At 50.9% G+C, this 1,346-nt stretch carries 1 rRNA gene; it reads left to right on the top strand.

The features are described 5' to 3' along the window. Nucleotide 1 precedes the first annotated feature (1 nt). A 23S ribosomal RNA gene (locus AC3WJF_RS23025) occupies nt 2-1,346 on the top strand; the annotation flags it as partial.

Raw genomic sequence — 1,346 nt, 5'->3', positions numbered from 1 at the left:
AGGTTAAGTTAGTAAGGGCGCACGGTGGATGCCTTGGCACTAGGAGCCGATGAAGGACGGGACTAACACCGATATGCTTCGGGGAGCTGTAAGCAAGCTTTGATCCGGAGATTTCCGAATGGGGGAACCCACTGCCCGTAATGGGGTAGTATCTTTATCTGAATACATAGGATAATGAAGGCAGACCCGGGGAACTGAAACATCTAAGTACCCGGAGGAAGAGAAAGCAAACGCGATTTCCTGAGTAGCGGCGAGCGAAACGGAAGAAGCCCAAACCAAGAGGCTTGCCTCTTGGGGTTGTAGGACACTCTATACGGAGTTACAAAGGAACGGAGTAAATGAAGAGGTCTGGAAAGGCCCGTCAAAGAAGGTAACAACCCTGTAGTTGAAACTTCGTTCCCTCCAGAGTGGATCCTGAGTACGGCGGGACACGTGAAATCCCGTCGGAAGCAGGGAGGACCATCTCCCAAGGCTAAATACTCCCTAGTGACCGATAGTGAACCAGTACCGTGAGGGAAAGGTGAAAAGCACCCCGGAAGGGGAGTGAAATAGAACCTGAAACCGTGTGCCTACAAGTAGTTAGAGCCCGTTAATGGGTGATAGCGTGCCTTTTGTAGAATGAACCGGCGAGTTACGATTTCATGCAAGGTTAAGCTGATGAGGCGGAGCCGCAGCGAAAGCGAGTCTGAATAGGGCGAATAAGTATGAGGTCGTAGACCCGAAACCAGGTGATCTACCCATGTCCAGGGTGAAGGTAAGGTAACACTTACTGGAGGCCCGAACCCACGCACGTTGAAAAGTGCGGGGATGAGGTGTGGGTAGCGGAGAAATTCCAATCGAACTTGGAGATAGCTGGTTCTCTCCGAAATAGCTTTAGGGCTAGCCTCAAGATGAGAGTATTGGAGGTAGAGCACTGTTTGGACTAGGGGCCCTCATCGGGTTACCGAATTCAGACAAACTCCGAATGCCAAATACTTATGCTTGGGAGTCAGACTGCGAGTGATAAGATCCGTAGTCAAAAGGGAAACAGCCCAGACCACCAGCTAAGGTCCCAAAGTATACGTTAAGTGGAAAAGGATGTGGAGTTGCTTAGACAACCAGGATGTTGGCTTAGAAGCAGCCACCATTTAAAGAGTGCGTAATAGCTCACTGGTCGAGTGACTCTGCGCCGAAAATGTACCGGGGCTAAACGTATCACCGAAGCTGTGGATGGACACCTTGTGGTGTCCGTGGTAGGAGAGCGTTCTAAGGGCGTTGAAGCTAGACCGCAAGGACTGGTGGAGCGCTTAGAAGTGAGAATGCCGGTATGAGTAGCGAAAGAAGGGTGAGAATCCCTTCCACCGAAT

The organism is Heyndrickxia sp. FW510-T9, assembly GCF_058781025.1.
The sequence above is the reverse complement of the archived record's forward strand: the minus strand, read 5'-3'. Positions and strand labels throughout refer to the sequence as shown.